Here is a 24248-nt window from a genome sequence, read left to right as displayed (position 1 = left end):
AGTTGACGCATCCCGTCTGACGAGTCTTCCCAATAATTACACCAGTGAACTGGCCCGACGGGGCCCACGGAGGTTATTTCCCTTGGCTGCTGCGCGCAACGCATCCACCAGTAATACGCCCAAGAACGGCCGCCTTCACCAGCGGCTCTCGTTTGCCAAAATTAGCGACACCCTGACCGCTCCCGATCTGCTTGCTTTGCAGACCGAGAGCTTCGACTGGCTCGTCGGTAGCGACGCGTGGAAGACACGTGTTGCCGAGGCCGAGAAAGCTGGTCGCGATGACCTCGCAACTCGCAACGGCCTCGAAGAGATCTTTGAAGAGATCTCGCCGATCGAAGACAACGGCGGAACCATGCAGCTGTCGTTCAAGGACCCGTTCCTTGACGAACAGAAATACTCGATTGACGAGTGTAAAGAGCGTGGCAAGACCTACTCGGCTCCTCTCTACGTAGAGGCCGAGTTCTTCCACAAAGAGACCCAGGTATTCAAGAACCAGACCGTCTACATGGGTGACTTCCCGCTGATGACCGAGCGTGGAACGTTCATCATCAACGGCACCGAGCGTGTTGTCGTTTCTCAGCTGGTTCGTAGCCCAGGAGTCTACTTCGAGCGCATCCAGGAGAAGACGAGCGATAAAGACGTCTTCACCGCACGCATCATCCCAAGCCGTGGTGCTTGGCTTGAGTTCGAGATCGATAAGCGCGACCAGGTTGGTGTTCGCATCGACCGCAAGCGTAAGCAGTCGGTTACGGTGTTCCTCAAGGCGCTCGGCATGACGAGCGAAGAAATCCTCGAAGAGTACAAGGGCTACGAGTCAATCGAGCTCACGCTTGAGAAGGACAACATCCTTACGCAGGAAGACGCCCTTAAGGACATCTACCGCAAGCAGCGTCCGGGTGAGCAGGTTGCCATTGAGGCCGCTCGCTCGCTCCTCGACAACTCGTACTTCAACGAGAAGCGTTACGACCTCGCGAAGGTTGGTCGTTACAAGATCAACCGCAAGCTTGGCCTCGAAGCTCCTCTGTCCGACTCGGTCCTCTCGCTTGAGGATGTCGTCGCCACGATCAAGTACCTGGTCGCCCTGCACGCCGGAACCGCAACCCTGCCGGGAACCCGCGAAGGCAAGCCTGTTGACATCCGCCTCGACACTGACGACATCGACCACTTCGGTAACCGTCGTATCCGTGCCGTTGGTGAGCTCATCCAGAATCAGGTCCGCACGGGTCTGAGCCGTATGGAGCGTGTTGTGCGCGAGCGCATGACCACACAGGACATCGAAGCGATTACGCCGAACACCCTGATCAACACTCGCCCTGTGCTCGCAGCGATCAAGGAGTTCTTCGGAACCAGCCAGCTGTCGCAGTTCATGGACCAGAACAACCCACTCGCGGGTCTCACCCACAAGCGTCGTCTTTCGGCGCTCGGACCGGGTGGTCTGTCGCGTGAGCGTGCAGGTGTTGAGGTTCGTGACGTTCACCCAAGCCACTACGGCCGTATGTGCCCCATTGAGACTCCTGAAGGCCCAAACATTGGTCTGATCGGCTCGCTGGCTACATTCGCCCGCATTAACTCCTTCGGTTTCATCGAGACCCCGTACCGTCGCGTTGTTGACGGCGTGGTTACCGATCACATCGACTACCTCACGGCCCACGAAGAAGACGAGTTCCTCGTTGCTCAGGCAAACGCGCCCCTCACCGAGGATGCCCGCTTCGCCGAGAAGCAGGTTCTTGCTCGTCCGCAGGGTTCCGAGGTTGTGCTGGTTGACGCCGAGCGCGTTGACTACATGGATGTTTCGCCGCGCCAGATGGTGTCGGTAGCGACCTCGCTGATCCCGTTCCTTGAGCACGATGACGCGAACCGCGCCCTCATGGGTGCCAACATGCAGCGTCAGGCTGTGCCGCTGGTACGCAGCGAGAGCCCAGTAGTCGGAACCGGTATGGAGGGCTTCGCGGCCATCGATGCCGGCGACGTGATCACCGCTGAGAAGGCCGGTGTCGTTTCGGAGGTTTCGGCCGACGTTGTTACCGTCATGCTCGACGAGGGTGGCAGCAAGAGCTACTACCTGCGCAAGTTTGACCGCTCGAACCAGGGCACCAGCTACAACCACCGCGTGATCGTCAAGGCTGGCGAGCGTGTTGAGGCTGGCGAGGTTATCGCCGATGGTCCCGCAACCGAAAACGGTGAGCTGGCACTCGGTAAGAACCTGCTCGTTGCGTTCATGTCGTGGGAGGGTCACAACTTCGAGGACGCGATCATCCTGAGCCAGAACCTGGTCAAGGAAGACACGCTGTCGTCGATCCACATCGAGGAATACGATGTTGATGCTCGTGACACGAAGCTCGGTAAAGAAGAAATCACCCGCGACCTGCCAAACGCATCGGTTGAGGCCCTCAAGGACCTCGACGAGCGCGGCATCATCCGTATCGGTGCAGAGGTTCGCCCCGGCGACATCCTCGTTGGTAAGGTCACGCCAAAGGGCGAGACCGAGCTGAGCGCCGAGGAGCGTCTGCTTCGCGCCATCTTCAACGAGAAGAGCCGCGAAGTTCGCGACACGAGCCTCAAGGTGCCTCACGGTACTTCGGGAACCGTTACCGCTGTCAAGGTGTTCGACACCGAGCAGGACGATGAGCTTGGCTCAGGCGTCAACCAGCGCGTCGTTGTGTACCTCGCACAGAAGCGTAAGATCACCGAGGGTGACAAGCTTGCTGGCCGTCACGGCAACAAGGGTGTTATCTCCAAGATTCTGCCCGTTGAAGACATGCCGTTCCTTGCCGATGGAACCCCCGTCGACGTCATCCTTAACCCGCTCGGAATTCCCGGTCGAATGAACTTCGGCCAGGTGCTCGAGATTCACCTCGGCTGGATCGCCAAGCAGGGTTGGAACGTTGAGGGTCTGCCTGAGTGGGCAGCAAACCTGCCGAAGGAAGCCTTCAGCGCCGAGCCAAACACCAAGGTTGCGACCCCGGTATTTGACGGTGCAACCGAGGAAGAGATCGCCGGTCTGCTTGACTCCACCACCCTGACCCGCGACGGCGAGCGTCTCATCGGTTCAACCGGTAAGACTCAGCTGTTCGATGGCCGTTCCGGTGAGCCGTACCCCATGCCAGTTTCGGTGGGTTACATGTACATCCTCAAGCTGCACCACCTTGTTGACGACAAGATTCACGCTCGTTCAACAGGACCGTACTCGATGATCACACAGCAGCCGCTGGGTGGTAAGGCACAGTTCGGTGGACAGCGATTTGGTGAGATGGAAGTTTGGGCGCTTGAGGCATATGGTGCCGCTTACGCCCTGCAAGAGCTCCTCACCGTCAAGTCGGATGACATCCTCGGCCGTGTGAAGGTCTACGAGGCCATCGTGAAGGGTGAGAACATTCCGGAGCCTGGTGTTCCTGAATCGTTCCGTGTGTTGATGAAGGAAATGCAGTCACTCTGCTTGAACGTAGAAGTACTCGGCGCCGACGGCACCGCGGTCAACCTGCGCGATACAGATGATGAGGCCCACCGCACTGCGGAGGAGCTCGGCATTAACCTTTCGAGCCGCTTTGAGTCGTCGACTATCGACGAGATCTAAGCCGCAACCAGACACTAGAAGATTTCTTTTCAAGGAGAAAAATTGCTCGACGCAACAACTTTTGACGAGCTTCAGATCCGTCTGGCTACGGCGGAGGATATTCGCCGCTGGTCATACGGTGAAGTAAAGAAGCCCGAAACGATCAACTACCGCACGCTCAAGCCCGAGAAAGATGGCCTCTTCGGAGAGCAGATCTTCGGACCGAGCCGCGACTGGGAATGCTCCTGTGGCAAGTACAAGCGTGTCCGCTTTAAGGGCATCGTGTGTGAGCGCTGTGGCGTGGAGGTCACCAAGTCCTCCGTCCGTCGTGAGCGCATGGGACACATCGAGCTTGCCGCTCCCGTAACCCACATCTGGTACTTCAAGGGCGTTCCTTCGCGCTTGGGTTACCTGCTCGACATGGCACCGAAGGACCTCGAGAAGGTCATCTACTTCGCTGCGTACATGATCATCGACATCGATGAAGAAGGCCGTCACGAAGACATGCCCGGCCTTGAGAACGAGCTTCGCCTCGAACTCAAGACGCTTGGCGACCAGCGCGACGCCTCTATCGGTGAGCGCCAGCAGCAGGCCGAGAAGGACCTGGCAGCACTCGAGGCAGAAGGGGCAAAGGCCGACCAGAAGCGTCGTGCCCGCGACTCTGCTGACAAAGAGATGTCGTCGATCCGCAAGAGCTACGACGAAGACATTGCTCGCCTCGAGCGCGTCTGGGAAGAGTTCCGCAACCTTAAGGTTGGCGACCTCAAGCCCGAAGACGCCGTCTTCAACGAGCTCGTCGACCGCTTTGGTAGCTACTTCGAGGCCTACATGGGCGCCGAAGCCATCAAGAAGCGCCTGCTCGCCTTCGACCTGGCCAACGAAGCCGAAACGCTTCGCACCCAGATCGCAGAGGGCAAGGGCCAGAAGAAGATCCGTGCCATCAAGCGCCTGAAGGTTGTGAGCTCCTTCCTCCAGACCGGTGGAAGCCCCGCATCCATGGTTCTTGATGTTGTTCCGGTGATTCCTCCTGAGCTTCGCCCAATGGTTCAGCTTGACGGTGGACGTTTCGCAACGTCTGACCTCAACGACCTGTACCGTCGCGTGATCAACCGCAACAACCGTCTTCGTCGTCTGCTCGACCTCGGTGCACCCGAGATCATCGTGAACAACGAGAAGCGCATGCTGCAGGAAGCCGTTGACGCACTATTCGACAACGGTCGTCGTGGTCGCCCGGTTACGGGTACCGGTAACCGTGCCCTCAAGTCCCTCAGCGACATGCTGAAGGGTAAGCAGGGTCGATTCCGTCAGAACCTTCTTGGTAAGCGTGTTGACTACTCCGGTCGTTCGGTAATTATTGTCGGACCGCAGCTCAAGCTGCACCAGTGTGGTCTGCCAAAGCAGATGGCTCTCGAGCTCTTCAAGCCGTTCGTGATCAAGCGCCTGATCGACCTGAGCCACGCTCAGAACATCAAGGCCGCAAAGCGTATGGTTGAGCGCAGCCGTCCCCAGGTGTGGGATGTTCTCGAAGAGATCATCCGTGAGCGTCCGGTTCTCCTGAACCGTGCACCCACGCTGCACCGTCTTGGCATCCAGGCGTTCGAACCCCAGCTGGTTGAGGGTAAGGCTATCCAGCTGCACCCGCTCGTTTGTGCAGCGTTCAACGCTGACTTCGACGGTGACCAGATGGCCGTTCACCTTCCGCTCTCGGTTGAGGCACAGGCCGAGGCTCGCATCCTGATGCTTGCTTCGAACAACATCCTCAAGCCTTCGGATGGTCGCCCCGTTACCCTGCCAACGCAGGATATGATCATCGGTCTGCACCACCTGACCACGCTCAAGACCGGCGTCGCCGGTGAGGGTCGTGCGTTCTCGTCGGTTGCCGAGGCTATCCTCGCGAAGGACCAGGGCTCGCTCGACATCAACGCACAGGTTCGCATCCGTCTCAGCGACGTTGTCTTCACCGAAGAGAACGCTCCCAAGAACTACGCACCTGGCAAGCCAGTGATCGTAGACACAACTCTTGGTCGCGCGCTTTTCAACGAGGCACTTCCTGCCGACTACCCCTACTTCGAAGAGGTAGCAGACAAGGGCGCGCTGTCACAGCTGGTCAACGACCTCGCTGAGCGTTACCCAAAGGTTGAGGTTGCTGCAACGCTTGACCGCATTAAGGATGCCGGTTTCCACTGGGCCACGCGCTCGGGTGTAACCGTTGCTCTGTCTGACGTGCTGACGCCGAAAAACAAGAAGGAAATCGTCGCCAAGTACGAAGTTCAGGCCGCCAAGGTGCAGTCGCAGTTCGACAAGGGTCTCACGACCGACGTCGAGCGTCGCCGCGAACTGGTCGACATCTGGACCAAGGCTACCGACGAGGTCGCCGAGGCCATGCGTGCCGCGTTCCCTGAGGACAACACCATCAACCGCATGGTTTCGTCTGGTGCCCGTGGTAACTGGCTGCAGATCCGTAACATCGCGGGTATGCGTGGTCTGGTGAACAACCCGAAGGGTGAGATTATCCCTCGTCCGATCATCTCGTCGTACCGTGAGGGTCTCTCGGTTGCCGAGTACTTCATCGCGACGCACGGTGCTCGTAAGGGTCTTGCTGACACGGCCCTCCGTACCGCCGACTCTGGATACCTCACGCGTCGTCTCGTTGACGTTTCGCAGGATGTCATCATCCGCGAAGAAGACTGTGGCACGCGCCGCGGTCTTGAGCTGCCAATTGCTACCGTTGTTGACGGTGTGCTGACGCGCGACTCGAACGTTGAGAACTCGGTGTACGCACGTACGCTGTCTTCCGACGCCGAGGATGCAAACGGCAAGGTTGTGGCGAAAGCCGGAGCCGACGTTGGAGACGTTCTCATCGACGGCCTCGTTGCCGCCGGTGTTGAGCAGATCAAGGTTCGTTCGGTGCTCACGTGTGAGTCTGCCGTTGGTGTGTGTGCTGCCTGCTACGGTCGCTCGCTCGCAACCGGTAAGCGCGTTGATATCGGTGAAGCCGTTGGTATTATCGCCGCTCAGTCAATTGGTGAGCCCGGAACCCAGCTCACGATGCGTACCTTCCACACGGGTGGTTCGGCATCGGCTGATGACATCACGCAGGGTCTGCCTCGTGTTCAGGAGCTCTTCGAAGCTCGTACCCCTAAGGGTGCGTCGCCAATCGCGGAAGCTGCTGGTCGCGTTGTGATTGAGGACACCGACAAGAGCCGTAAGGTCATCTTGACGCCCGACGACGGAACCGAAGAGAAGGCCTACCCGGTCCTCAAGCGTGCCACCCTCATCATTGAGGATGGCGATCACGTTGAGCTCGGACAGCCCTTCATCGCCGGAACGCTTGACCCGAAGGACGTGCTGCAGGTTGGTACGACCGAGAACGGCAAGCACATCCCAGGTGAGCGTGCGGTCCAGAAGTACCTCGTAGAGGGCGTTCAGGGCGTGTACCGTTCACAGGGTGTTCCGATTCACGATAAGCACATTGAGGTTATCGTTCGTCAGATGCTGCGCAAGGTTACCGTGGTTGACCACGGCCAGACCGAGCTGCTCCCTGGTGAGCTCGTTGACCGGTCGCGTTACGCTCAGCTGAACCGCGAGGCTCTGCTTGAGGGTAAGAAGGCCGCTACGGCTCGTCCAGAGGTTATGGGTATCACCAAGGCGTCGCTTGCGACCGAGTCGTGGCTGTCGGCCGCCTCGTTCCAGGAGACGACCCGCGTACTCACGCAGGCTGCCATGGAGGGTCGTCGTGACCCGCTCATCGGCCTCAAGGAGAACGTCATCATCGGAAAGCTCATCCCTGCGGGAACCGGTCTTGACCGCTACCGTAACGTCACGGTTGAGGCTACCGAAGAGGCGAAGGCGGAGCGTTACCCGAACCGCATCTTCGTTGATGACGCCAACTTCGACGAGACTGACCTGTCATTCGTGGACTTTGAAAGCTTCACGTCAGACGAGTTCAAGCCCGGTACTTACAACTAAGTAGTGGGTCAAAAAGCCCCTCGGAAGCCATGTTTGTGGCGGCCGGGGGGCTTTTTTCGGTGTGCCGAATATTTTGTCGAAGTTAAATAAAGAAAAAAGCATGCATCAACGAGCAAACGATGCTAACTTAATAACCGGAATGGGTTGTTCGGGGGGACAGCCCATTCCGACATTTAACCCACTTTGTTGGTGACGCGTCGTGAGGTGCTTGTCTTCGAGACCGACGGATACCGCTGCCGTCACAACAGCGTTTGCCTCTGGAAGCGATCGGCTTACGGGGTAGCCACAAGTATGCCTAATAGCTACGATGGTTACCATGTCAGCAACCGTTTCAACATGTGTTGCTGCCGCCCTATTCGCTGGCCTTGTTGCTGGTGCTCCAACCGCGGCAACCGCATCGGATGGCCAGAACGAAGCCAGCATTCAGATCGTGAGCGGTGAGACACCACGAGAGCCCTCGTTGCTGCCGAACCAGGTTGGCCAGGCCTCCATCGGCAAAGCCGAAAGCCCGTTCGATGTGCCGTCGGCCAACGACGACGGAGATGCAACAGGGGGATCGTTTGAGGACGATGGTGAGGGTCAGCCTGGTTCAGAGCAAGTATCCGAGATCACACCCTCGCCGGGTGTTCTTGTCGTGCCAGCCGGTGATGCTCTCGTTGTCGCGGAAGATGACCCCCTTGAAACCACACCGCCGGAGACCACCCCTCCCGAAACCATTCCTCCAACTACTCAGCCGCCTGTTACTGCCCCGCCGGTAGTCCCGCCAGCCGAGGTTCCGGAACCCGGAGGCGCGCAAGAGCCGCAGCCTCCCGCGGATGGAACTGGCAGTCGTCAGATTATCATCACGACACCGGTTGATATCGTCGAAGTTCCTGTGCTGCTCGCAGAGACTGCCGCAGAGCCTATCAGTGGATGGGGTGCTGCCATGGCCTCGGTGCTTGCCTCGCTTTCGATCGCGATAGGTGCCGCTCTAGTCGGTAGCCAGCGCCGGGCGCGAGTTCGTGTCGCTGTTCGCGCTGAGTAGACTCAGCGCGATTCCGTCGAGAATATCGTGCTCGCTGGTTGTCACGGTTTGGAGCTGTCCGCCCGCCGCGGACACCCGGTCAGACACCCTGCGAATGAGCTCGCCCCAGATAGTTGCGCCGACGCCGATAATGTCGACGCGGCCGGGATGCATGTACGGAAGCGCGGCAAGCGCTTCCTTGTGAAGCGACGCAAGTTCGTCGCAGGCATCCAGAAAGGTTGATGTTGGGATGGTAGCCCCGTTGATGGCCGCAGGGTCGTATTTGGGGAGCCTGAGAGCGTGCGCGGTCACCGTCGTGACCGTGCCGGCGACGCCGATGAGTGTTGCAGTTTTGGACAGGTCAACATGCCGCTCGGCAACATCCAGAGCTGCGTGAATATCGTGGGTGACAGCTGCGAGGCGGGCATCAGCGTCGGTGATTCCCTGGTGCCGCTCAGTAAGCCGCACACTGCCGATATCCATCGAGAACGCGGCCTCCGGGGCGGCAGTGCCGAGGACTACTTCCGTTGAGCCACCGCCGAGGTCCGCAACTAGATAGGGGGCGCCGAGGTTACCTGAATCCGTCGCCGAAGCGAACGAGTCGACAACGCTCACCGCGCCACGAAACGAAAGGTCAGCTTCTTCGTCTCCCGAGATGACTTCGGGGTCAATTCCAAGCGCTTCGTGAACTCCAGCGATGAACTCATCGCGATTCCTGGCATCCCTTGTCGCCGAAGTCGCGACAAACCGAACGCGCTCAGCGCTGTGTTGTTGGATGAGTTCGGCATAGTACCGAGTCGCCTCGAGCGTTCGGACGAGTGCTTCTGGGGCAAATTCCCCGGTCTTATCGACGCCGTACCCGAGGCGAACGACGCGCATATCGCGAACAATATCCACGAGCGGAGACCAAGTCCCGTCAGCTTGGAGTTCGGACTTCGCTATCAGGAGGCGAATCGAGTTAGTTCCACAGTCGATGGCAGCAACGGTTGTCATACGTTAACTATGCCGTATGTGCCCGCTGGCGACGCTCACCTATTCGTCGTCCTCGTTTTCCCAGCGCCAACGGGGACGCGGGCGATCGGTGAAAATTTGCCGAACGGTTACCGCCCAATACAGAAGCGCAGCCAACCAGCCGATGGGGACGATCGCGAGCACAAACGAGTTCGAAAACGTATCAGTTGGTGGGAGCCCGCTCAAGAAGCCCGCGATTCCGGTGACCAGAAACGGTCCGATGCCCGCAAAAACCGCTAAAAGCCATGGAAACTTGGGGCGGCCGAGCAATAGCTCTCGACCAATTGAGAGCAGGATGCCGAGCAGCGCGATCATGCCAAAGCCAACCATGAGGGGCCCGACAAACAGCGGAACATCTTTTGTTATTGGGTCAGCTCCGCTGAAGAGGGCAAGAAAACCCCACGTGGTGATGACAACGGCAGAGGCAAGAATGGCCACCATGAACGCCGCAACAATGGCGTAGCGGCGAACATTTGACGGACGGCCGGGGGCGTTCAACGAGTCTCGTTAGATGCCAACCTGGTCCGCAAGTGGTGATGCGGCCAGTCGAGTCTCGTATTCGGCGAGTTCTTCGGCATTGGCGCGCTTCACCTTGCGGCCTCGTGCGGCAATCCAAGCACCGAACCAAACGCTCACCTCACGGGCGGCAACACCGGCCAAGATGGTGAACGGCGACAGCAAGAACTCATCAAGACGGTCGAGCGATTCGCTTGGAGAGAGTGAGGTGAGAGCCTCGGAGAAGATCAGGCCAGCGACCGCTGCCCCGTAGACAAGAACACCAACAAGGAAACCGCCGAGAACATACGCCCACCAGCCGGCACGGTTGACGATCAGGACGAGGATGAGGAGCCCAATAAAGAACCCGGCCACCGGTGCAAAGAACAGCGGTGTCAGCAAGTGATCCGTCAACGTCTCAACGAACGCACTGGCCGTTGTCGTTGGAGCGAGGATGGCGGCGATGACTCCTGCATAGACGGCGGCAAACCCGAGAGTCGCGAGCACCGTAATCCAAGCGCCGGCGCCGCGGTTGCCTCGCATGTCGGGTAATACGGGAGCCTGAACGTACAGCGGGGCCATCGGATGATCTGCTCGAACGGTGAGGATTTCTTCTGAGCCCTCTGGCGTGGTGATAATCGTGTCGCTCACGACGGTCTCCGATTCGAGACTCTGGCTAGCCGAAAGCGTTTCTAGAGGCTCAATGATGACCGCGTTTGCCGAGGCAGATTCCTCGACGGGGCCCGTGCTTGCCCGAACCGCGGAAGGTGAAGCGTCGGTGATCTCCGTGCTGAGTTCGTCATCAACAGGGTTCGCGCTCGGAAGGTCGTGGTGCGCTCCAGAGGAAGCGGTCTCGTCGCCCTCTGGCGAGGTCAAGTCTCCGCTGCGGGCACGGCTGAGGGCATCGGAGAGGTTGGCCTCCGACACTGTTGCGTCGTCGACGGGCTGACCCTGATCTGCCGGGGTGTTCTTCTCGTCACTCATTGCCTGTACTCCTCGAATCGCGACCTGCGGTTACACTGTGCGTCACTTTAGCAATCAACGGTGACAATTCGCGGTACATCGCCCGGCATGTGGGGGACGAGGATTCCGACGGAGAATGTGGAGGGCCGACTATTTGTTCTTCTTGTATTCCCGAGCAACATTCGCAGCGTGATCTGGAACAAAGTTTTGTGTATCAACCGGGGGTCGAACGTAGTCGCCTTGTGCGGGGCGTTCTGGAATCTCGACGGTAGGAAGTGGCTCGTGGAAGTAGGGAATTTGAGAAAGGATGTGCGAGATGACGTTGACGCGAGCGGCGCGCTTGTCGTCGCTTTCGACTGTCCACCACGGAGCTGCATCGGTGCTCGTGTGTTCCATCATGGCGTCCTTGGCACGTGAGTAGTCTTCCCACTTTGTGATGGAGAGTACATCCATATCTGAGAGCTTCCAACGGCGCATTGGGTCATCGCGGCGTGACCGGAAACGTTTTTCTTGTTCAGTATCCGAAACGGAGAACCAATATTTCAGGAGGATGATGCCGTCTTCGATCAGCATGTTTTCGAACGTCGGTGTTTGGTGCAGGAAGCGCTGATACTCGTTATCGGTGCAAAAACCCATGACTCGTTCGACACCAGCGCGGTTGTACCACGAGCGGTCCATAAGTACGATTTCTCCTGCTGAGGGGAGGTGGGACACATATCTTTGGAAATACCAGCGTGATTGGTCCCGTTGGCTCGGGGCAGGCAATGCAACGATGCGGGCATACCGAGGATTGAGATATTCAGAGACTCGCTTGATTGCGGATCCCTTGCCGGCGGCGTCTCGTCCCTCAAAAATAATGACAACTCGGGAGTCGGTGGCTCGTACCCACTGCTGGAGTGCAACGAGTTCAGTCTGTAGGCGGCGCAGTTCTGTTTCATACGCTTGTTTTGGCATCCGCTTGACTGCTGACATTCGCCTGACTTTCTTGAGGAATTGAAACGAGTTGTTATGGTCTCAATCTATTGCCGTAGCGAACGATTGAGTAGTCGTTTGTGGACTTTCGCCAATACGGCAGCAAAACTCAGGCCGGGAAAGTCGAGGTCATGCGCCGTGGGGGCTTTGCACCGGTCACTGGCTTGGGTAGCGTTGAACTATGGCCGACCCGATGATTGCAGCGCGTGTTGATGCCGCTGTTGCCGCGTGGTTGGAATGGCTGCCTCGTTGGACCCCGGGGTCGTTTCGTTCTCGCGCACGCATCTGTCGGCGTTGCTACCAGTCGCCGATTCTGGCATCCGCAGGACTGAGTCACGATGTGCCCCACCAGGTACAGCACGCCCTCGTCGTGAGGCTGCAGAAAATCATTGACAAGACTGTCGACGAGTTCACCACGGCAAGCTTGCCAGGGCTCAGGTTGGAACTTGATGCCGCGGATGCGCTGAAACAGAAAGCTGGATATCGGCCAAATGACGGGCTCGATCCCGAGTACGACGGGCTCGAGCTTGACCCCGAACCAGAACCGGGCCAGCCGTTTCTTTTCACACTTGAAGGACTCGCGTCCCCGCTGGACAAGCAGATTAACGATCCCCGCCCGCCGCTCACGGACGATCAAAAGGCTGAACTGCGATCCGAAATGGCACTTGCCGATGAGTGCGCCGTTGTGACTGGGCAGCGGGTTTGTGGTGCGGTCAAAATCCACGCCCCGCGTATCCGGTTGGCAGTCGAAACATTTGTGGAGCCCCAGATTCAATCGATGCTGGATGAGCTCACAAACTCGCTCGAATTCCCCTCGTAGCACCTGAGAGATCAAATCTGGTTGATCCGACACGGCCTGTCACGTTTCTCACCTTGCATAGTAAGGGTTTAACAGGCTAGTATTTTTTCTTGGTGCTCTTTGCCTGCCGTCTTGCCGTGCCTAAATAGTGCGGTGCTGCGACAGGTGTCGAAATCCTCAGGGTCTCGTCTCGTACGAGCGTGGCCCCCACGGCATACCTGTCATTCAAGATTACCCAGTTCTGGGTTTTCGACGGGTCCAAATGAACTCGCCACGATCTTCGGATCAGCGCCTTCTGGTGCGGCGAATGCAAACCGTGCAGTGCAAACTGCCAAAGCAAAAGCTGTCACCGTGCAGCACAAACAAGGAGAAGAAGTGCCAACTATTCAGCAGTTGGTCCGGAAGGGTCGTACGCCGAAGGTCACTAAGACCAAGGCGCCCGCTCTGAAGGCAAACCCGCAGCAGCGTGGAGTATGCACCCGTGTGTACACCACCACCCCTAAGAAGCCAAACTCGGCGATGCGTAAGGTCGCTCGTGTGAAGCTGTCCAACGGTACCGAGGTCACCGCGTACATTCCCGGTGAAGGCCACAACCTTCAGGAGCACTCGATGGTGCTCGTCCGTGGCGGTCGTGTAAAGGACCTCCCCGGTGTTCGCTACAAGATTGTTCGTGGCGCGCTCGACACCCAGGCAGTTAAGGGTCGCCAGCAGGCCCGTAGCCGCTATGGCGCTAAGAAGGAGAAGAAGTAATGCCTCGTAAGGGACCAGCTCCTAAGCGCCCCGTAGTTGCCGATCCGGTATACGGTGCCCCCATTGTTAGCCAGCTCGTTAACAAGATCCTCAAAGACGGCAAGAAGGGCCTTGCAGAGCGCATCGTTTACGATGCACTCGAAGGCGTTTCGGCCAAGACCGGTGCAGACGCCGTTGTGACCCTCAAGAAGGCTCTCGACAACGTTCGCCCAACGCTTGAGGTTCGTTCACGTCGTGTTGGTGGATCAACCTACCAGGTGCCCGTTGAGGTTAAGCCTCACCGTGCAAACACCCTGGCACTGCGTTGGTTGACCAGCTACGCAAAGGCTCGTCGCGAAAAGACGATGACCGAGCGTCTGACCAACGAGATTCTCGACGCATCCAACGGCCTTGGTGCCGCTGTGAAGCGCCGTGAGGACACTCACAAGATGGCCGAGTCGAACAAGGCCTTCGCTCACTACCGCTGGTAGTGAAGTGGTTCTGGTTACCTTCAGTTTCGCGTGCGATACTTTTCGGTAGCTAGGCCGCTGGGGGCAGTACCCTAACCGGTGTTGCCCCCAGCACACACCATCTAGACATCCCAAAACTTTCGGAGGAACCCGTGGCACTTGACGTGCTCACCGACCTGAACAAGGTCCGCAATATCGGCATCATGGCGCACATCGATGCTGGAAAGACCACAACGACTGAGCGCATCCTGTTCTACACGGGTGTGAACCACAAGATCGGTGAGACGCACGATGGCGCGTCAACCATGGACTGGATGGAGCAGGAGCAGGAGCGTGGCATTACGATCACCTCGGCTGCTACCACTTGCTACTGGAAAAACAACCAGATCAACATCATTGACACCCCAGGCCACGTTGACTTCACGGTTGAGGTAGAGCGTTCGCTCCGCGTGCTCGACGGTGCCGTTGCAGTGTTCGATGGTAAAGAGGGTGTTGAGCCACAGTCTGAGACCGTTTGGCGTCAGGCTGACAAGTACAACGTGCCCCGTATTTGCTTCGTCAACAAGATGGACAAGCTCGGCGCTGACTTCTACTTCACGGTAGACACCATCATCAACCGCCTTGGCGCAAAGCCGCTCGTAATTCAGCTGCCAATTGGCTCTGAGAGCAACTTCGAGGGTGTTGTTGACCTCGTAGAGATGGTCGCAAAGACCTGGCGTGGAGACTCAAAGGGTGACGTCACCATGGGTGCCAGCTACGAGATCGAAGAGATCCCTGCTGACCTCAAAGAGAAGGCCGCGGAATACCGCACGCTTCTGCTCGAGACGGTAGCCGAGACTGATGACGCTCTCATGGAGAAGTACTTCGGTGGCGAAGAACTGACCATCGAAGAAATCAAGAAGGGCATCCGTTACCTCACGGTAAACAGCCTCATCTACCCTGTGCTCTGTGGCTCTGCCTTCAAGAACCGCGGCGTGCAGCCAATGCTCGACGCTGTTATTGACTACCTGCCAAACCCACTTGACGTTGGAGCCATCGAAGCTCACGACCCTCGCGATGAGAGCATCATCATCGAGCGTCACGCTGACTTCGACGAGCCCTTCGCCGGCCTCGCATTCAAGGTTGCCGTTCACCCGTTCTTCGGTCGTCTGACCTACGTTCGCGTGTACTCCGGCCACGTTGCTTCTGGCGGACAGGTCTACAACTCAACCAAGGGCAAGAAAGAGCGCATCGGAAAGATCTTCCAGATGCACTCCAACAAGGAAAACCCTGTTGACAGCATTGCCGCCGGCCACATTTACGCGGTTATTGGACTCAAGGACACCACCACCGGTGATACCCTCTGTGACCCAAACAACCAGGTTGTACTTGAGTCGATGACCTTCCCCGACCCCGTTATCGAGGTTGCGATTGAGCCAAAGACCAAGGCCGACCAGGAGAAGCTGGGAACAGCTATCCAGAAGCTTGCTGAAGAAGACCCCACGTTCCGCGTGAGCCTCAACCAGGAGACCGGCCAGACCGTTATCGCTGGTATGGGTGAGCTTCACCTCGATATCCTCGTTGACCGTATGCGTCGCGAGTTCAAGGTTGAGGCCAACGTTGGTAAGCCGCAGGTTGCGTACCGCGAGACGATTCGTCGCGAGGTGCCCAAGCACGACTACACCCACAAGAAGCAGACCGGTGGTTCGGGTCAGTTCGCTAAGGTTCAGATCGCTATCGCGCCTCTCGAGGCAACAAGCGAGAAGACGTATGAGTTTGAGAACAAGGTGACCGGTGGTCGCATTCCTCGTGAGTACATCCCTTCGGTTGATGCCGGAATCCAGGATGCGCTTAACGTAGGTGTTCTTGCCGGATTCCCCATGGTGGGAGTCAAGGCTTCACTTCTTGATGGCCAGTACCACGACGTTGACTCGTCTGAAATGGCGTTCAAGATTGCTGGTTCGATGGCTTTCAAGGAAGCTGTTCGTCTGGCAAACCCGGTTCTGCTCGAGCCGATGATGGCCGTTGAGGTTCGTACCCCTGAGGAATACATGGGCGACGTAATCGGCGACCTGAACTCGCGTCGTGGACAGATCCAGTCGATGGAAGATGCCAGTGGTGTCAAGGTCGTTCGCGCCCTTGTTCCGCTCTCAGAAATGTTCGGTTACATTGGTGACCTGCGGTCGAAGACCTCGGGTCGTGCAGTGTTCTCGATGACGTTCGATTCTTACGCTGAGGTCCCTAAGGCCGTAGCTGAAGAGATCGTTCAGAAGACTAACGGCGAGTAGTTTCTTCCACAGGGTGGTCGAAAGTACTCGGCCAACCAAGTAACATAAATACACAAACCCCCGTAGGCGCCCTGAGGCAGCAATCGCTGCCTCAGAGGTGACTACACGAAAGTCCTGAGGAGGACCATAGTGGCGAAGGCCAAGTTCGAGCGGACTAAGCCGCACGTAAACATCGGAACGATCGGTCACGTTGACCACGGTAAGACGACTCTTACCGCAGCTATCTCGAAGGTACTTGCTGACAAGTACCCTTCAGACACCAACGTGCAGCGTGACTTCGCTACCATCGACTCCGCTCCTGAAGAGCGTCAGCGTGGTATCACGATCAACATCTCGCACGTCGAGTACGAGACCCCAAAGCGTCACTACGCACACGTAGACGCTCCAGGTCACGCCGACTACATCAAGAACATGATCACCGGTGCTGCTCAGATGGACGGCGCAATCCTCGTGGTTGCTGCTACTGACGGCCCCATGGCTCAGACCCGTGAGCACGTTCTTCTTGCAAAGCAGGTTGGCGTTCCTTACCTCATGGTCGCACTGAACAAGTCGGACATGGTTGAGGACGAAGAGATCCTTGAGCTCGTAGAGCTCGAGGTTCGCGAGCTGCTGTCAAGCCAGGGCTTCCCCGGCGACGACGCACCTGTAGTCAAGGTTTCGGGACTCAAGGCTCTTGAGGGCGACGAGAAGTGGGTTAACTCCATCCTCGAGCTCATGGAAGCTGCCGACGAGCACATTCCTGACCCAGTTCGCGACAAGGACAAGCCGTTCCTTATGCCTGTTGAGGACGTCTTCACGATCACCGGTCGTGGAACCGTTGTTACGGGCCGCGCCGAGCGTGGAACCCTGCAGATCAACTCTGAGGTTGAGATTGTTGGAATCCGCCCAACGCAGAAGACGACTGTTACTGGAATCGAAATGTTCCACAAGCAGCTCGACGAGGCTTGGGCTGGTGAGAACTGTGGTCTGCTCCTTCGTGGAACGAAGCGTGAGGACGTAGAGCGCGGTCAGGTTGTTGTTAAGCCCGGTTCGGTTACGCCGCACACCGAGTTTGAGGGAACCGCCTACATCCTTTCCAAGGAAGAGGGCGGCCGTCACAACCCGTTCTTCACCAACTACCGTCCACAGTTCTACTTCCGTACGACGGACGTAACCGGCGTCATCACCCTCCCAGAGGGCACTGACATGGTTATGCCTGGTGACACCACCGACATGTCGGTAGTACTCATCCAGCCCATCGCTATGGAAGAGGGCCTCGGCTTCGCTATCCGTGAGGGTGGACGTACCGTAGGTGCTGGAACCGTAACGAAGATCAACAAGTAAGTCTGAATACTACTTTCAGTACTTTCTGAGAACGACCCCGGAGCTTTTGCTCCGGGGTCGTTCTTGTTTCCCCGACATATTGCTTGAACGGGGCGTGCTGCGGTGCCACAATTAGGGCATGATTCGGGCCGGCCGAGTCACCGACCTACGGGGGAACCATGTCAACGGATGATCTGTTCAAAAAAGCCCAGGACTTTGTCACCGAGAACAAAGACAAGATTGCCGAAACGTTCAAGAGCGAAAAGGCAGAAGACATTAGCGACAAGCTCTTGGACACAGCCGAAGGCTTGGTGAACAAAGCAACGGGCGATAAGTTTGCCGACAAGGTGAGCGATGTGAAATCAAACATCGACAAGAACGTCGGAAACCAGTAGCTCACGCCGCCGCACATAGAGAAAGGGGCATTGGTTCGCGTTGTTGCGACCCAATGCCCCTCTTTCTGGGTGGTCTTAGTTGCCCTGCCACACGGCGTCGAATGGGGCATTTGAGTGCGCACGGTTTTCAATTGCACGATAAACAAAGTCTTTTGCATTATGTGCTGCCTCGAGGGGGCTTACCCCCTTGGCAATCTCGGCTGCCACCGCTGCCGCGAGTGAACAGCCGGCGCCGCTCACCGCAACCTCGCCGACCTTGGGCGCTGACAGCACTTCGAGTGTTGTGCCGTCGTAGAAGACGTCTACAGCGTTGTCTCCGGCGATGCGCACGCCGCCCTTTGCAAGTACCGTGGCCCCGCTCGAGTCGAAGATGCGTTTAGCAGCCTGCGTGAGATCTTCAAGCGATTCGATTGACTCCATACCGGACAACTGAATAGCTTCAAAATGATTTGGAGTAACGAACGAGGCGAACGGCAAGATGTTTGTTTTGAGTGCCTGGTCGGTGTCGAGAGCGTGTCCTGGCTCCTGGCCTTTGCAGATCAGCACGGGGTCGAGAATGACATTCTTGAATTTGCGTGCTCCAAGCGCCTCAGCCACAACCGAAATTGTGGCGGGGGATCCGAGCATGCCGATTTTGACAGTGTCGAGTTGGTCGGGGCCGTACGCGGTGAGCGAGGCCTCCAACTGGTCGGCGATGACCTGAGGATCAACAGGAACAAACCTGTGGTTCCAGTTGTCCTTGGGGTTAAACGAAACGATGCAGGTCAGGGCAGCAATCCCGAAGACGTTGCGGGCCTGAAATGTTTTGAGATCGGCTTGGGCGCCGGCGCCGCCGGTTGCTTCAGAACCGGCAATAGTGAGCACGAAATTAGGCATAAGATTATTCTCTCGCAACTCGGCGCTGAACACTACTTGCACGCATTGAACCAGTTTCCCGAGTTGCCTTGTCTCGACTGGGATTGCCCGAAACTACGAATGCGACACGCCCGGGTTGCAAACACATGCAAATCTATGGCAGAATTGCGTAGTTCAGTATTTTGCGTGGCCTCTGGCTGCGCGGATCACTGCCAGGTTGTGCATAGCCCGATCGAGTTCACCTCGATTGTGGGGTAGGCCGCCGGTAGCAGAACATTGCTCACTGCCTGAGAGCCTCGACAGAATCGCTTTTGCGTGCTGTCCGCGGCCAGGAACGAGCCCTTAATAGAAGAACAGCGGTGTGACATGAGAGTGTTTCACGTTTAGTCCACAAGACGTCCAATGCGGTGAAAACTGTATGACGCAACTAGAAAGAGAGAGTCACAAATGGCGGGACAAAAGATCCGCATTCGACTTAAGTCGTATGACCACGCCGGTCTCGACACCTCGGCACGCAAGATTGTTGACACGGTTACCCGCGCGGGTGCCACGGTCATCGGTCCAGTGCCGCTTCCCACCGAGAAGAACGTAATCGCAGTGATTCGTTCGCCTCACAAGTACAAGGACAGCCGCGAGCACTTCGAAAAGCGCACTCACAAGCGTCTGATCGACATCGTTGACCCGACGCCTAAGGCTGTCGATTCACTGATGCGTCTCGACCTGCCCGCCGATGTCAACATCGAGATCAAGCTCTAAGGGAATCATGTCTACTGCTGCAAAGACCGCTAAGGGTCTGCTAGGCACGAAGCTTGGCATGACCCAGGTATGGGACGAGAACAACAAGCTCGTACCCGTTACCGTTATTGAAATCAGCCCGAACGTGGTAACCCAGGTTCGTACCCCTGAGGTAGACGGCTACAGCGCGATCCAGATCGCTGCTGGTCAGATTGACCCACGCAAGGTAAACAAGCCTGCTGCCGGTCACTTTGACAAGGCTGGCGTTACGCCCCGCCGTCACATCACCGAAATCCGCACCTCCGACGCTGCTGAGTACTCAGCTGGCCAGGAACTCAACGCACAGGACGTCTTCGTCGCTGGTCAGCTCGTTGACGTTGTTGGTACCAGCAAGGGTAAGGGCTTCGCCGGTGTTATGAAGCGTCACAACTTTAAGGGTGTTGGCGCATCGCACGGTGCTCACCGCAACCACCGTAAGCCCGGCTCGATCGGTGCTTCGGCAACGCCCAGCCGCGTGTTCAAGGGCATGAAAATGGCCGGACGTATGGGTGGAGAGCGCGTAACCGTGCAGAACCTCAAGGTTCACGCCGTGGATGCCGAAAAGGGCCTCATCCTGGTCAAGGGAGCCGTTCCTGGCGCCCGTGGCCGTCTCGTATTCGTTCGCAACGCAGTGAAGGGGGCGTAGTTCATGGCTACCGCAACCACGCTTGATGTTCTTGACGCAAAGGGAAAGAAAGCCGGCACCGTAGAGCTGCCAGCTTCGATCTTCGACGTTGAGACCAACATTCCGCTCATCCACCAGGTTGTCACCGCTCAGCTCGCAGCTGCGCGTCAGGGAACGCACAAGACGAAGAATCGTGGTGAAGTTTCTGGTGCTGGACGCAAGCCGTTCAAGCAGAAGGGAACCGGCCGCGCTCGTCAGGGCTCGATCCGTGCGCCTCACATGACCGGTGGTGGAATTGTCCACGGGCCAACGCCTCGCGATTACTCGCAGCGTACCCCTAAGAAAATGATTGCTGCTGCACTCCGTGGCTCGCTGTCTGACCGCGCACGCGGCGGACGTGTTCACGTTGTCGAGTCAATCGGCCTCGCCGACGCACCTTCGACAAAGACCGCTGTTGCGCTCCTGTCGACTGTTGCTCCCGGACGCCGTGTGCTGATGGTTCTTGACCGCAGCGACGACGCCACGCTGAAGAGCGTTCGTAACATCGAAGACCTGCACGTGATCAGCTGGGACCAGCTGAACGCGTACGACGTCCTCGTGAGTGACGACCTCGTCTTCACGAAGGCAGCGTTCGACGAGTTCGTTACGGCGAAGGACGCTAAGAAAGAGGTTTCGGCATGAGCCTGAACAAGAACCCACACGATGTCATCATCGCGCCGGTGGTCTCTGAGAAGAGCTACACGCTGATCGACACGAACGGCCAGTACACCTTCGAGGTGGCTCCCGACTCCAACAAGACCGAAATCAAGCTCGCTATCGAGAAGATCTTCGATGTCAAGGTTGCGTCGATCAACACGTTGAACCGCAAGGGGAAGACGCGTCGTACCAAGTTCGGTCTCGGCAAGCGCAAAGACACCAAGCGTGCCATTGTCACGCTCAAGTCTGGCTCTATCGACATCTTCACGGTCGTTAGCTAGACCAGGAAGTCAAGAGGAATATACAAATGGCTATTCGCAAGTACAAGCCCACGACTCCTGGTCGTCGCGGTTCGAGCGTTGCAGATTTCGCAGAAATCACGCGCTCGACTCCAGAGAAGTCACTTCTCCGCCCGCTGCCTAAGACTGGTGGCCGTAACAGCTCCGGTCGTATCACGACCCGTCACATTGGTGGTGGCCACAAGCGCCAGTACCGCGTTATCGACTTCCGTCGTAACGACAAAGACGGCGTGAACGCCAAGGTAGCTCACATCGAGTACGACCCCAACCGCACGGCGCGTATCGCTCTGCTCCACTTTGTGGACGGAACCAAGCGTTACATCATCGCTCCCAACAAGCTCTCACAGGGCGACATTGTGGAGTCGGGACCCAACGCCGACATCAAGCCAGGCAACAACCTGCCGCTGCGCAACATCCCGACTGGTACGGTTATCCACGCCATCGAGCTGAAGCCGGGCGGAGGCGCCAAGATGGCTCGTAGCGCTGGCGTTTCGGTTCGTCTCGTTGCTAAGGATGGCCCTTACGCGCAGCTTCGTCTGCCATCGGGTGAAATCCGCAACGTTGACGCGCGCTGCCGCGCCACTGTTGGAGAGGTCGGCAACGCCGAGCAGTCCAACATCAACTGGGGTAAGGCCGGACGTATGCGCTGGAAGGGCGTTCGTCCGACCGTTCGTGGTGTTGCCATGAACCCTGTTGACCACCCACACGGTGGTGGTGAGGGTAAGACCTCTGGTGGCCGTCACCCGGTCAGCCCGTGGGGCCAGAAGGAAGGCCGCACCCGTCGTCCGAACAAGGAAAGCGACAAGCTCATTGTTCGTCGCCGTACCGTCGGCAAGAAGCGCTAGTAGGAGTTTTAGAAGATGCCACGCAGTCTTAAGAAGGGCCCCTTCGTTGACAACCACCTGCTCAGCAAGGTTGTTGCACAGAACGAGGCCGACACAAAGAACGTAATCAAGACCTGGTCACGTCGCTCGATGATTATCCCAGCAATGCTGGGTCACACCATCGCAGTACACGACGGTCGCAAGCACATCCCCGTGTTTGTTACCGAGACCATGGTCGGGCACAAGCTCGGAGAGTTTGCCCCCACCCGCACCTTCCGTGGACACGTGAAGGACGACAAGAAGGGCCGTCGCCGCTAAGCGGCGACGTGAAGGAGGAGAGAGAATGGTTGAGTCGATCGCACGCGTTCGTCACATCCGCGTAACCCCCATGAAGGCTCGCCGCGTCGTTAACCTGATCCGCGGCAAGCAGGCAGAGGAAGCCCTGGCTATCCTCAAGTTCGCACCTCAGAGTGCGAGCGAGCCAGTGTTCAAGTTGGTTGCTTCGGCAATCGCGAACGCTCGAGTGAAGGCTGACGCTACGAACAGCTACCTGGACGAGCAAGACCTGTACGTCTCGAAGGCATACGTTGATGAGGGTGCAACCCTCAAGCGTTTCCGCCCTCGTGCACAGGGTCGCGCGTTCCGTATCAACAAGCGCACCAGCCACATCACGGTCGTCCTTTCGACGCCTGATGAGGCCGTGGCCGGTAAGAAGGGAGCCAACTAATGGGCCAGAAAGTAAACCCCTATGGCTTCCGTCTGGGAATCACCACCGACCACGTGTCGCGTTGGTTCTCTGACAGCACCAAGCCGGGTCAGCGTTACGCAGATTATGTAGCAGAAGACATCAAGATCCGTCAGCTGCTTGCAAACACCCTTGACCGTGCGGGAGTTTCCCGTATCGAGATCGAGCGCACCCGTGACCGTGTACGCGTGGACATCCACACTGCACGCCCCGGAATCGTTATCGGTCGTCGTGGAGCAGAGGCTGAGCGTATTCGCGCTGACCTCGAGAAGCTCACCGGCAAGCAGATTCAGCTCAACATCCTCGAGGTTAAGAACCCCGAGGCTGATGCTCAGCTGGTTGCGCAGGGTATCGCAGAGCAGCTTTCCGCACGTGTGGCTTTCCGCCGCGCAATGCGTAAGGCACTCCAGGGCGCACAGCGCACGTCAACGGTAAAGGGTGTTCGCATCCAGGTATCGGGACGTTTGGGCGGCGCCGAGATGAGCCGTTCAGAGTTCTACCGTGAGGGTCGCGTGCCACTGCACACCCTTCGCGCGAACATCGACTACGGCTTCTACGAGGCTCGCACCACCTTCGGCCGCATCGGTGTGAAGGTCTGGATCTACAAGGGTGACATCACCAACAAGGAACTCGCTCGCGAGCAGGCGGCCCAGAAGTCGTCTCGCCCCGAGCGCGGTGACCGCCGTCGTGCGCCGCGTAACAACAACGCGCAGGTAGAGGCACCGGTTGCAGCAGGAGCGGAGAAGTAAAGCATGCTGATTCCACGTCGAGTCAAGTACCGCAAGCAGCACCACCCCGGTCGTAGTGGCCAGGCAAAGGGTGGCACCAAAGTGAGCTTCGGTGAGTACGGCATCCAGGCCCTCACGCCCGCTTACGTGACGAACCGTCAGATCGAGTCCGCTCGTATCGCCATGACGCGTCACATCAAGCGTGGTGGAAAGGTATGGATCAACATCTACCCTGACCGCCCTCTGACCAAGAAGCCTGCGGAAACCCGCATGGGTTCCGGTAAGGGTTCACCGGAGTGGTGGGTTGCAAACGTCAAGCCGGGTCGCGTCCTCTTCGAGGTCGCCGGTGTGAGCGAAGAACTGGCTCGTGAGGCACTTACCCGTGCAATTCACAAGCTTCCGCTCAAGGCCCGCATTATCAAGCGAGAGGAGGGTGACGCGTAATGGCTATCGGATCTAAAGAACTGAGCCCCGCTGAGCTCGACACATTCGAGGATGAGCGCCTCGTCGAAGAGCTTCGCAAAGCAAAGGGCGAACTCTTCAACCTGCGTTTCCAGTCGGCCACCGGCCAGCTGGAAAGCCACGGCCGCGTACGCCAGGTAAAGCGCGACATTGCTCGCATTTACACGGTTATTCGTGAGCGTGAGCTCGGAATTCGTGCCACGCCTGCTCCTCTCGAGGCCCCTGCGGCAGCGAAGAAGGCTGCGGCTAAGAAGACCAAGAAGGCTGATGCCGCTCCGGCTGCTGACGCTGCAGAAACGAAGGAGGCCTAGT

General features: G+C 57.9%; 24 protein-coding genes. 19 read left to right on the top strand and 5 right to left on the bottom strand.

All coding sequences use genetic code 11. The features are described from left to right. The first annotated feature begins 82 nt into the window (after positions 1-82). The 3 genes from rpoB (at position 83) to FHX76_RS10405 (ending at position 8546) form a co-directional block, all read left to right on the top strand. Positions 83-3574 (top strand): DNA-directed RNA polymerase subunit beta, encoded by a 3492-nt coding sequence (rpoB, locus tag FHX76_RS10415; protein ID WP_167150633.1) that lies wholly within the window; start codon positions 83-85, stop codon positions 3572-3574. Positions 3575-3616: 42 nt separating this feature from the next. After that, positions 3617-7522, top strand: a complete 3906-nt coding sequence (locus tag FHX76_RS10410; RefSeq protein ID WP_167150632.1) for a DNA-directed RNA polymerase subunit beta' — start codon at positions 3617-3619, stop codon at positions 7520-7522. A 316-nt stretch (positions 7523-7838) separates the two neighbouring features. After that, positions 7839-8546 carry a hypothetical protein gene (locus FHX76_RS10405; protein ID WP_167150631.1) on the top strand — a complete coding sequence of 236 codons (708 nt, stop codon included), beginning with the start codon at positions 7839-7841 and terminating at the stop codon, positions 8544-8546. On the opposite strand, the gene FHX76_RS10400 is transcribed toward FHX76_RS10405, so the two are convergent. The 4 genes from FHX76_RS10400 to ppk2 all read right to left on the bottom strand — a co-directional run bounded on the left by FHX76_RS10400 (position 8493) and on the right by ppk2 (position 11966). Next, positions 8493-9518, bottom strand: coding sequence for a Ppx/GppA phosphatase family protein (locus FHX76_RS10400; protein WP_167150630.1), 1026 nt, complete (start codon positions 9516-9518; stop codon positions 8493-8495). The two genes, FHX76_RS10405 and FHX76_RS10400, sit on opposite strands and share 54 nt — an antisense overlap. Before the next feature lie 39 nt (positions 9519-9557). Then, positions 9558-10034 (bottom strand): hypothetical protein, encoded by a 477-nt coding sequence (locus FHX76_RS10395; RefSeq protein WP_167150629.1) that lies wholly within the window; start codon positions 10032-10034, stop codon positions 9558-9560. Positions 10035-10043: 9 nt separating this feature from the next. Beyond that, a complete protein-coding gene (locus tag FHX76_RS10390; RefSeq protein WP_167150628.1) occupies positions 10044-11015 on the bottom strand; it encodes a hypothetical protein in 972 nt (323 codons plus the stop codon). A gap of 129 nt (positions 11016-11144) precedes the next feature. Next, entirely contained in the window at positions 11145-11966 is an 822-nt protein-coding gene (ppk2, locus tag FHX76_RS10385; protein WP_243848773.1) for a polyphosphate kinase 2, read from the bottom strand. Positions 11967-12147: 181 nt separating this feature from the next. Here ppk2 and FHX76_RS10380 point away from each other — a divergent pair, with 181 nt between their 5' ends. The 6 genes from FHX76_RS10380 (at position 12148) to FHX76_RS10355 (ending at position 17928) form a co-directional block, all read left to right on the top strand. Further along, the gene (locus FHX76_RS10380) at positions 12148-12786 is read left to right on the top strand and encodes a spermidine/putrescine ABC transporter substrate-binding protein (protein ID WP_243848772.1); all 639 of its coding nucleotides are present in this window, start codon (positions 12148-12150) and stop codon (positions 12784-12786) included. A 354-nt stretch (positions 12787-13140) separates the two neighbouring features. Beyond that, positions 13141-13515: a 30S ribosomal protein S12 gene (gene rpsL, locus FHX76_RS10375; protein WP_141915692.1), complete on the top strand. Its 375-nt coding sequence runs from the start codon at positions 13141-13143 to the stop codon at positions 13513-13515. Continuing rightward, the gene (rpsG, locus tag FHX76_RS10370) at positions 13515-13985 is read left to right on the top strand and encodes a 30S ribosomal protein S7 (RefSeq protein ID WP_167150627.1); all 471 of its coding nucleotides are present in this window, start codon (positions 13515-13517) and stop codon (positions 13983-13985) included. Before rpsL ends, rpsG begins: the two co-directional genes overlap by 1 nt. A gap of 131 nt (positions 13986-14116) precedes the next feature. Continuing rightward, a complete protein-coding gene (gene fusA, locus FHX76_RS10365; protein WP_167150626.1) occupies positions 14117-16231 on the top strand; it encodes an elongation factor G in 2115 nt (704 codons plus the stop codon). 129 nt (positions 16232-16360) lie between these two features. Beyond that, positions 16361-17554: an elongation factor Tu gene (tuf, locus tag FHX76_RS10360; protein ID WP_167150625.1), complete on the top strand. Its 1194-nt coding sequence runs from the start codon at positions 16361-16363 to the stop codon at positions 17552-17554. Positions 17555-17712: 158 nt separating this feature from the next. Further along, positions 17713-17928, top strand: a complete 216-nt coding sequence (locus FHX76_RS10355; RefSeq protein WP_167150624.1) for an Rv0909 family putative TA system antitoxin — start codon at positions 17713-17715, stop codon at positions 17926-17928. A gap of 75 nt (positions 17929-18003) precedes the next feature. Here FHX76_RS10355 and FHX76_RS10350 read toward each other — a convergent pair whose 3' ends face one another. Next, positions 18004-18804, bottom strand: coding sequence for a hydroxymethylpyrimidine/phosphomethylpyrimidine kinase (locus tag FHX76_RS10350; protein ID WP_167150623.1), 801 nt, complete (start codon positions 18802-18804; stop codon positions 18004-18006). 426 nt (positions 18805-19230) lie between these two features. Here FHX76_RS10350 and rpsJ point away from each other — a divergent pair, with 426 nt between their 5' ends. Genes rpsJ through rpmC form a run of 10 tightly spaced genes read left to right on the top strand, consistent with a single transcriptional unit; the run spans position 19231 to position 24247 of the window. Beyond that, positions 19231-19539, top strand: a complete 309-nt coding sequence (gene rpsJ / locus FHX76_RS10345; protein ID WP_141915681.1) for a 30S ribosomal protein S10 — start codon at positions 19231-19233, stop codon at positions 19537-19539. A gap of 7 nt (positions 19540-19546) precedes the next feature. Further along, complete coding sequence (rplC, locus tag FHX76_RS10340; RefSeq protein ID WP_167150622.1) at positions 19547-20203, top strand: 50S ribosomal protein L3; 657 nt, start codon at positions 19547-19549, stop codon at positions 20201-20203. A gap of 3 nt (positions 20204-20206) precedes the next feature. Then, on the top strand, positions 20207-20863 hold the full coding sequence (rplD, locus tag FHX76_RS10335; protein WP_167150621.1) for a 50S ribosomal protein L4: 657 nt from the start codon (positions 20207-20209) through the stop codon (positions 20861-20863). Continuing rightward, entirely contained in the window at positions 20860-21159 is a 300-nt protein-coding gene (rplW, locus tag FHX76_RS10330; protein ID WP_167150620.1) for a 50S ribosomal protein L23, read from the top strand. Before rplD ends, rplW begins: the two co-directional genes overlap by 4 nt. Before the next feature lie 26 nt (positions 21160-21185). Then, a complete protein-coding gene (gene rplB, locus FHX76_RS10325; protein WP_167150619.1) occupies positions 21186-22022 on the top strand; it encodes a 50S ribosomal protein L2 in 837 nt (278 codons plus the stop codon). A gap of 15 nt (positions 22023-22037) precedes the next feature. Then, positions 22038-22319: a 30S ribosomal protein S19 gene (gene rpsS, locus FHX76_RS10320; protein ID WP_167150618.1), complete on the top strand. Its 282-nt coding sequence runs from the start codon at positions 22038-22040 to the stop codon at positions 22317-22319. A 25-nt stretch (positions 22320-22344) separates the two neighbouring features. Continuing rightward, a complete protein-coding gene (rplV, locus tag FHX76_RS10315) occupies positions 22345-22728 on the top strand; it encodes a 50S ribosomal protein L22 (RefSeq protein WP_167150617.1) in 384 nt (127 codons plus the stop codon). Further along, positions 22728-23495, top strand: a complete 768-nt coding sequence (rpsC, locus tag FHX76_RS10310) for a 30S ribosomal protein S3 (RefSeq protein WP_167150616.1) — start codon at positions 22728-22730, stop codon at positions 23493-23495. The genes rplV and rpsC overlap by 1 nt, the downstream gene beginning before the upstream one ends. Before the next feature lie 3 nt (positions 23496-23498). Continuing rightward, a complete protein-coding gene (gene rplP / locus FHX76_RS10305) occupies positions 23499-23918 on the top strand; it encodes a 50S ribosomal protein L16 (RefSeq protein WP_167150615.1) in 420 nt (139 codons plus the stop codon). Next, positions 23918-24247, top strand: a complete 330-nt coding sequence (gene rpmC, locus FHX76_RS10300) for a 50S ribosomal protein L29 (RefSeq protein WP_167150614.1) — start codon at positions 23918-23920, stop codon at positions 24245-24247. Before rplP ends, rpmC begins: the two co-directional genes overlap by 1 nt. Position 24248 lies beyond the last annotated feature (1 nt).

Source organism: Lysinibacter cavernae (assembly GCF_011758565.1).
Lineage (GTDB): Bacteria > Actinomycetota > Actinomycetes > Actinomycetales > Microbacteriaceae > Lysinibacter > Lysinibacter cavernae.
The sequence above is the reverse complement of the archived record's forward strand: the minus strand, read 5'-3'. Positions and strand labels throughout refer to the sequence as shown.